Origin of the sequence: Streptomyces sp., from assembly GCF_031178505.1 — a bacterium.
In the GTDB taxonomy this organism is placed as follows: domain Bacteria; phylum Actinomycetota; class Actinomycetes; order Streptomycetales; family Streptomycetaceae; genus Streptomyces; species Streptomyces gulbargensis.
The window spans coordinates 1-6,976 of sequence record NZ_JAPSIW010000352.1 but is presented as its reverse complement, the minus strand read 5'-3'; the positions used below and the strand labels follow the sequence as shown (position 1 = coordinate 6,976).

Genomic DNA, 6,976 nt, shown 5'->3' with positions numbered 1-6,976 from the left:
CTCCTCGAAGAAGTCGACGATCCCGGGGAGCAGCGGCCCGTCGGTCAGGTCGGTCGGTCCGACCTTGAACAGGTACCTCTGCATTTCCTTGTAGACGATCTGGTAGTCCGGCGGAAGCGACTTGACCCGAGCCATGTGCGCGCGCCATTGCTTCTTGCCTTCGATGATGTCGTGGATGCTCACGTCAGCCCTCCAGCCGGCTCAGTTTCCTCGCGACGTTCCTGTTCAACTGCTCACGCCACCGGTCGCGGTAGGTCCGGGCCCCTTCTCCACCGGCCAGCGCCACGCAGAAGCCCGGGATGTCGTCGCCGAGCACCTCCTGGACGCTCAGCCCGTCCGCCGCGGTTTCCTCCAGCAGCCCCAGGGCGGCGTCGAAGATCGGCGTCAGATTGCGACCGGTGAAGTCCCCATGGGGAAAGAGGTGAGCCTTGATCTGTTCCCACGCCGCCCGGTAGTCCTCCGGCAGAGCCTCGGCCCGGGCTTCGAACGCCTTCCAATCCCGGGTGAGATCGCTGCCTGTGATCTTCTCCCAGAAGTTCATCTCCCGCCCTCCTTGAGCCTGTCGATGCGTGATGAGACGTACTGCCATTTCGCCCAGAACTTCGCGAGTTCCTCGCGTCCGGCGTCGTTGAGCGAGTAGAACTTGCGCGGCGGACCGGCCTGGGATCGTCGCTTCACCACCTGGACGAGCCCGTTCCTCTCCAGGCGCAGCAGGATGGTGTACACCGTTCCCTCGACGACGTCGGCGAAGCCGAGCTCGTTCAGCCGGCGGGTGATGGCGTACCCGTAGGTTTCCTCGCTGCCGATGATTTCGAGCACGCACCCTTCGAGCGTGCCCTTCAGCATCTCCGTCAGGTCATCCATCGCAAACCCACCTCAGCCCTGGGTCGGTACTACGTGGCACCGACTACTGCTACAAAGTAGCACTGAGTAGTGGAGGGCGCCAGCGAGTGCCGACCGCGGACCGGACTTTGCGATCCGCGGAGAGATGGCTCCCCTGCGCGGGGCACCATCCACCGGCACCGGGGTGGACTTGAGAGGCAGCCGAGAACCGGCGTGGGCCAGGGCTGCCCGCGATTCGGGGAGTTGCGGCAGGCCGACGAAGACGTGGAAGACGTCGGGGTAGAGGTTGATCTCGGGGCCGGCGGCCTTGGCCTTGGCGACCATCTTCTTGGCGTCGGGGCACAGAATGTCGCGTTCGCCGTGGAAGACGGAGATCCGAGGCAGGGCACGCGGGTAGTCGTTGACCGGGCTGAGCCAGGGGTGTTCCAGGGGACGGTCCCCGGCCCATCGGCGAACGGCCCAACGCAGCCCTTCGCTCCCGAGCATGGGGTCTCGCGGTTCGATGACGGGGATGTCGGGGTGGGTGAGGGTCGCGTCTGCATAGGGCGAGAACAGCAGGACAGCGCCGGGAAGGGGACGGTGTTCGTCCCGGGCGCGGATAGTGAGCGCCATGGCGAGGGCGCCGCCGGCTGAGTCGCCCGCGGTGATCAGCGGCAACCCGGATTCGGTCAGGCTGTCGTAGAGCTTGTGGAGCTTGGGGTGGGTCTCGTCGCCGGTCTGCTCGGGTGCGAGCGCGTACAGGGGGACGGTCACACGCAGCATGGTGGTCAGCCCCAGGTTTCCGATGATGTGCCAGTGCGCTGTGACCAGCGGATGCACGTACGCGCCGCCGTGCGTGTAGAGCAGCTCTCCGACGGGGCGGACACCCTTGGGGATGAGCGTGAGACCGGCATGCCCTCGATGCTGCTCCGGCGCACGTTGTACGCCCTGAGGAGTGTGCGCGGCACCTCTGCGCCGGGGCGGTCACGGTCGACTTCCGCAGCGATCGCATCGGCCGTGGCGAGAGGCTTCGGCCACAGCCGTAGGGCCTGCGCCATCGCCGACCACCCGGTCGTGGACGACGGGCACCTCACCGAGAAGTTCCGGGCCCTCGTGCCGCAGGGTGTCGACGCGTCGCTGGAGCTGGTGGGCTGTTCGGTCCTCGCCGGCACCCTGCGCACCGTCCGCCGGCACGGCACCGTCTGCTTCACCGGAAACGCTGGCGGGGCAGTGGTCGGTCCCCGACTTCTCCCCGTTCGTGATTCCCGTCGGGGCGCGACTGACCAGCTACGCGGGCCAGGCCACCGACCTGCCGGCGGACGTCTTCGCCCGCCAGCTCCCGGCCATCGCCGAAGGGCGCCTGAGGTTCCCGGTCGCCAAGGTCTACCGCGGCCTGGAAGAGGTCCGTGAGGCCCATGCCGACATCGAGTCCGGCACCATTCTGGGCAAGCACGCCGTCGTCCTGGAGGACTGAGAAGCGGAATGTCCGGGGGCGCGCTCCGCTCACGGACCAGTGGTGGCGCTGCGGGCCGCGTAGGCGGCCGGCGTGATGCCGGTGCGGTCGCGGAAGAAGCGGCCGAAGTTCGCGGGATCGGTAAAGCCGAGGTGAGCGGCCACGCTCCGGGCGTCCCACTGGGCGTGTCCCAGCAGGCGTTTGGCTTCGAGGAGGCGCCGCTCGTCGATGAGGTCACGCACCCCGCTGCCGGTGGCGTGGCGGGCGGCGCGGCTGAGGGTGCGCACCGAGCAGCCGAGAAATTCGGCGTAGTCCGCTGCCCGGTGCAGTTCGCGGAAGTGCAGTTCCAGGGCGTCTGCGAACCGGCCGTAGGTGTCACTGTGGCCCGTGCCGGCCGTCGCCGCGCCCGTGGGGGTGGCGCCGGGCATGTTGGCGAGGCGCAGCAGCAGTGCTTCGAGCAGGCTGCGGCGCAGGGCGTGGTGGACATCGAGAGGGCGGCGTCCGAGCGCCCGGTGTTCGGCCAGGAGCTGCAGTGCCGTCTGGTGGAGCCAGGTGGCGTCGTCGGGGTGCGGGCTGAGCACGGCGGGGGCCTCGTGGGCGGTGAGCGGGGCCAGCAGGCGGGCGGTGGCGGGTGTCAGGACGTCCGGTTCGAACAGGATGAACGGGCCGCGGGCGGCGCCCGGCGGATGCCAGCACTGCGTGTGTCCGGGGCGCACCCACAGCCACTGGCCGGGGGTGACGGTCCGCGTGAGGTGGTCGACGTCGTGGAGCAGCTCGCCCTCGGTGACCGCGATGAGGTAGTGGAAGGTGGCGCGGCCCGGGTGGGGCGGGTTCCACGGCCAGTCGGCGTGCTCGGCGAAGAAGTCCTGCACGGTGCTCACCTCCAGCCCGAAGGGCGTGCCGACCGGGGGCTGGAAGCCGTACAAGGGGACCTCGGCCGGTCCGGCCTGGCGGTTCGAGGCTGGATGTCGCTTGCCGACCATCATGTGTCCGCAGCCTACCGTCCGTTCTCGGCGGTTACCGGGCAAGGATGGAGCGTGCCGCCGCACCTGCGGGGCGCGCACTCGGCGGTCTTCAACGCCGCAGCCTGCCATCGCCTCAAGGAGGACAACGCCCGATGACTTTGCACAAGACTGCCGCCGACTACGCGCAGGAGCTTCCCGGAGCCGAGCTGGAGCATCCCTTCGGGGACGACTGGGAGGTCTTCAAGGTGCGCGGCAAGGTGTTCATGCTGATGACCGAGGTCCCCGGACGTCCCGTCGTGATCCTCAAGTCGGACCCCGGCGAGGCCCTCGCCCTGCGAGAACACCACAGCCACATCACCCCCGGCTACCACATGAACAAGAAGCACTGGATCACGCTGGAGGACGGGGAGGGCATCGACAAGAAGCTGATCGAGGAGCTCGTCACCGAGTCCTACCGGCTCGTCGTCGCCCACCTGCCCAAGGCCGAGCAGCCCGTCGACCCGCACACCTACGCCGGCGGAACGCAGGCATCCCGGTGAGCGCCGCCGGCGACCGGCTCCAGGAGACCGCCCGCCAGACGGCCCTCGCCCTGCCCGCCGTCAGCCACTCACGCCCCTTCACCCCCCAGCTCGACGTGTACAAGGTCGCGGGCAAGGTGTTCCTGATCGTCACCGACGACCCGAGCGAGCAGATCATCACCGTCAAATGCGAACCCGAACACGCCCGCGCGCAGGTACAGAGGCACACCTCGATCACACCGGGCCGCTACCTCGACAAACGACACTGGATCACGCTCGGGCCGGGGCCCGGCATCACCAAGCGGCTGATCACCGAAGCGGTCGAGGGCTCCTACGACCTGGTCGTCGAGCGGCTGCCACGACGCTACCGCCACCGATGAGCACCCCCAGCGCGCCCACCAACAGCTGAGCCGACGCTCCCGTACAGAGCTCGCCGCCGACCGAAAGCCCATGGAAGCGGCCCTGCCGCTCTTCGACGAGGAGCCCGCCGTCCACTCCCCCACAGCCTGCGCCCCACCCAACTGGACGAGATTATCGGACAGGACCACCTCCTGGCCCCGGACACCCTGCCAGGCCGCACGGTCGCCCAGCAGCGCCTCGGCTCCGCCATCCGCCCGGCTCCTCGCCCACGCCGGCAACCTGGCCTTTGAACCGGTCTCGGCCACCTTCTCCGGCGGCATGCTCGGTGACGTAGGCACTGGTAATGGGTTTGTTGTGCTGGCCGGTGATCCCGTGGGCGGTCGCGCCCCGCGCTGGCCGCAACTCCGCTCGTTTCGCGCTCGCCACAGACCTACCGGCGTCCGTCCTCGCCCGCTTCACCGGCACCGGCACCGGCACCGGCACCAGTAACGCCACCAGCTGGACCGGATACGTCAGACGCGACTGGCTCGACATCGCGTCCCGCACACAGATCTGACTCCCCCCGGGCGGCGATCACGGCCCAGAGACACAGGATTATGGGGGCCGGTCATCGCGCCTCGGCGCATTCGTCGATGAACGCGCAGAGCCGACGAATGAGGCTCAAGGCGGAGGGTGTGGGGTCCGAGTCGTCCTGCATGTGCGGTGCATCCTGGAGCCACTGCTGCCACAGGCCATCCCGTTGCCGGAAGCGGTCGGCTTGACCACCTCCGAGGTTCAGGTAGATGAACTGGAGAGCGCCCATGACGACAGTCTGGTCGTAGCCGAGGTCAGGACGACGGAGGTAACGATCCAGGTAGGCGGCGAGCAGATCGGCGTCGCGCGCCGTTCCAAAACTGGCCAGGGCTACGCTGTAGGCCAGCCCAGCGCAGCAAACCTCGCTGGCCAGCAGGAGTTCTCCGAGACGCTCACGGAACTCGGTTCGGCGGGAGACAGCTACGAGCCAAGCCGCAGTTCTCCGCTCTCGCCAGCCGCCTTCAAGGAGCTTGGTGATCTCATCGGCGGTAATGAGTGCCGCGTCGTCACAAAGATCTCGCATGAACCGGTCACGATCAGGACTTCGCATGCGCAGCAAGCCGCCGCCGAGCTTCAGGTAACGCCGCCCAGGCGTGACATAGCGCCGAACCAAGGCCAGCAATTCGGCATCGTCGTGAGGATTGCATATCACACAGTCGATCCTGACTTGCCGCTGCGGAACAGAGCCAGCCCCTCCCTTGCCCTGCTGTTACTGAGCAAGGGCAGACCCAGTTCCAAAGCCCGCGGGTCAGCCGCCATGGAGGCCCCACTCGTCGAGACCCCCGTAGACGTGCGCTTCGAGGCATTGCGGGGCGCCAAGACCCACGGCCTCACCCCGATACACGGCGATGAGGGAGTCCTTGCCCCGCCACCAAGAGTCCGTCACACCCTGCACTTCGGGAACCGGTTCAAGTTCGCCGAGATTCAGTGCGTCGACGGTCTTGCGCGTGATCCTTGTGACGGTCGTGGCCCAGCGGCGGGCATGAGCGGCGAGCGCCAGGGATTCCACCCATCCCTCAGTGCTGGCGTGCAAGGGCGTCCAGCGGTCGGCGGCGATGCCGAACGCACCATCGGGGCCGACCACGAAGCTGTAGGCCATGGACACCCGGCAGTCCCCTGCCGGGAACGACCAGCCTTGTGCGGACGTTTCCTCTGGGCAGTCGGCGTCCAGGATGCGCGGGCCACCCTCATAGAACGGGGCCGACGGCAAGGCGAGACCGCCCCAGCGGTCCTGGAAGGCAGTTGCCCGTTCGATCTCCGCGACGGGGATCCCGTGCTCGATCCACGTGTCGCGGTGTCGCCGGATGTCCTGCCGGCGAACGCGGATGCCCTCCGTCTCAATAAACCGCTGAGCCCTGCGGCTCAGGCCGCCAGGCGCGACCGGGACGGGCGATACGGGCTGGTCAGCCATTACCGCTGCTCGCCGTCACCGGTGTCGAGCACGGCGGACGCAATTTCCCGCACGCGCTCCAGGCCGATGCCTGCCGTAGGACTTCTCGACCTTCTTTAGGTTCTTCGGTACGCACCGGAGAACTCCTCCTTGAAGACGGTGGCCGACTTGCCGGCCCACTCCTTGTGCGTCCCCTCCCCCGCCGTACCCCTCACCAGACGCAACACCTCGGACACGTCGTCGGCGAAGTCGTGCAACGTCTTCGCGAGCGTGCGCACCCTCTGCGGATCACCGGGGGTCGGGTCTTTGTCCAGATCCAGGACACGCCAGTCACTCGGCCTGTGATCCACCATCCCCGTTACCCCCGTCGACACCACCTGCCGGTGGCGTCAACAACTCATACGTACACGTGAACTTACTAGGCGCAGACGTTCGAGGGGAAGGGGCTTCCTGCCACCGCGGCCACCGCCTCGCGGAACCACGTTCGCAAGGGCCGATCGGGACGGCTACGTCGTACGGGCCGGAGTGGTGAGGAATTGACGGTAGATAAGGTCAGTGCGGGTGCGGTGTACGAGTCGCTGCGGGTTCAGGGGGAAGCCAGTTCGCCTTCCCCACGGGCGCGGGGAGCAGGCGACGTCATCCCGCCGATCGTCGACTGAGAGGGGGCCATCCCTGCGGGTGCGGCAGCTCCATTTCGTGTGTCAGTGAGCTGCCGTCAACTACAAGTCGCCGGTCAAAGGGTTGGCGTGACCGGTTCTCGGGACGGTCGTGCTGGTCACGGGTGACTGGCTGAGTGGTAGATCGTCCGTCAGCGCGGTCGGCGCCTGAGTCGAAAGGCAGTCGACCGGATCATCTCGTGCAGGGATCATGCGTAGGTGTCGCCGATCGAAGCCGC

General features: G+C 67.8%; 11 protein-coding genes and 1 pseudogene. 4 read left to right on the top strand and 8 right to left on the bottom strand.

Annotated features, from left to right (window positions below; genetic code table 11):
* From RIF68_RS21645 to RIF68_RS21630, 4 genes are all read right to left on the bottom strand, one after another.
* On the bottom strand, positions 1-183 hold a 183-nt coding region (locus RIF68_RS21645), incomplete at its 3' end, for a DUF1048 domain-containing protein (RefSeq protein ID WP_309052942.1).
* Between the two features lies 1 nt (position 184).
* Positions 185-541, bottom strand: a complete 357-nt coding sequence (locus tag RIF68_RS21640; protein WP_046248775.1) for a DUF1048 domain-containing protein — start codon at positions 539-541, stop codon at positions 185-187.
* Positions 538-864 (bottom strand): PadR family transcriptional regulator, encoded by a 327-nt coding sequence (locus tag RIF68_RS21635; protein ID WP_019329004.1) that lies wholly within the window; start codon positions 862-864, stop codon positions 538-540. Before RIF68_RS21635 ends, RIF68_RS21640 begins: the two co-directional genes overlap by 4 nt.
* 12 nt (positions 865-876) lie before the next feature.
* The gene (locus RIF68_RS21630; protein WP_375165730.1) at positions 877-1,689 is read right to left on the bottom strand and encodes an alpha/beta hydrolase fold domain-containing protein; all 813 of its coding nucleotides are present in this window, start codon (positions 1,687-1,689) and stop codon (positions 877-879) included.
* A 391-nt stretch (positions 1,690-2,080) separates the two neighbouring features.
* Between RIF68_RS21630 and RIF68_RS21625 the strand changes: the two genes are divergently transcribed.
* Entirely contained in the window at positions 2,081-2,296 is a 216-nt protein-coding gene (locus RIF68_RS21625; RefSeq protein WP_309052940.1) for a zinc-binding dehydrogenase, read from the top strand.
* Positions 2,297-2,325: 29 nt separating this feature from the next.
* On the opposite strand, the gene RIF68_RS21620 is transcribed toward RIF68_RS21625, so the two are convergent.
* Entirely contained in the window at positions 2,326-3,261 is a 936-nt protein-coding gene (locus tag RIF68_RS21620; protein WP_309052939.1) for a helix-turn-helix domain-containing protein, read from the bottom strand.
* A 131-nt stretch (positions 3,262-3,392) separates the two neighbouring features.
* Between RIF68_RS21620 and RIF68_RS21615 the strand changes: the two genes are divergently transcribed.
* The 3 genes from RIF68_RS21615 (at position 3,393) to RIF68_RS21605 (ending at position 4,674) form a co-directional block, all read left to right on the top strand.
* Positions 3,393-3,779: an MmcQ/YjbR family DNA-binding protein gene (locus tag RIF68_RS21615; RefSeq protein WP_309052938.1), complete on the top strand. Its 387-nt coding sequence runs from the start codon at positions 3,393-3,395 to the stop codon at positions 3,777-3,779.
* On the top strand, positions 3,776-4,138 hold the full coding sequence (locus RIF68_RS21610; protein ID WP_309052937.1) for an MmcQ/YjbR family DNA-binding protein: 363 nt from the start codon (positions 3,776-3,778) through the stop codon (positions 4,136-4,138). Before RIF68_RS21615 ends, RIF68_RS21610 begins: the two co-directional genes overlap by 4 nt.
* Before the next feature lie 323 nt (positions 4,139-4,461).
* On the top strand, positions 4,462-4,674 hold the full coding sequence (locus tag RIF68_RS21605; RefSeq protein WP_309052936.1) for a hypothetical protein: 213 nt from the start codon (positions 4,462-4,464) through the stop codon (positions 4,672-4,674).
* Positions 4,675-4,725: 51 nt separating this feature from the next.
* On the opposite strand, the gene RIF68_RS21600 is transcribed toward RIF68_RS21605, so the two are convergent.
* The 3 genes and pseudogenes from RIF68_RS21600 to RIF68_RS21590 all read right to left on the bottom strand — a co-directional run.
* Positions 4,726-5,343, bottom strand: coding sequence for a DUF6000 family protein (locus RIF68_RS21600; protein WP_309052935.1), 618 nt, complete (start codon positions 5,341-5,343; stop codon positions 4,726-4,728).
* A 96-nt stretch (positions 5,344-5,439) separates the two neighbouring features.
* Entirely contained in the window at positions 5,440-6,102 is a 663-nt protein-coding gene (locus tag RIF68_RS21595) for a hypothetical protein (RefSeq protein ID WP_309052934.1), read from the bottom strand.
* 75 nt (positions 6,103-6,177) lie between these two features.
* Positions 6,178-6,434 (bottom strand): annotated as a pseudogene (locus tag RIF68_RS21590) (hypothetical protein); the annotation flags it as partial.
* Between the last annotated feature and the right edge of the window lie 542 nt (positions 6,435-6,976).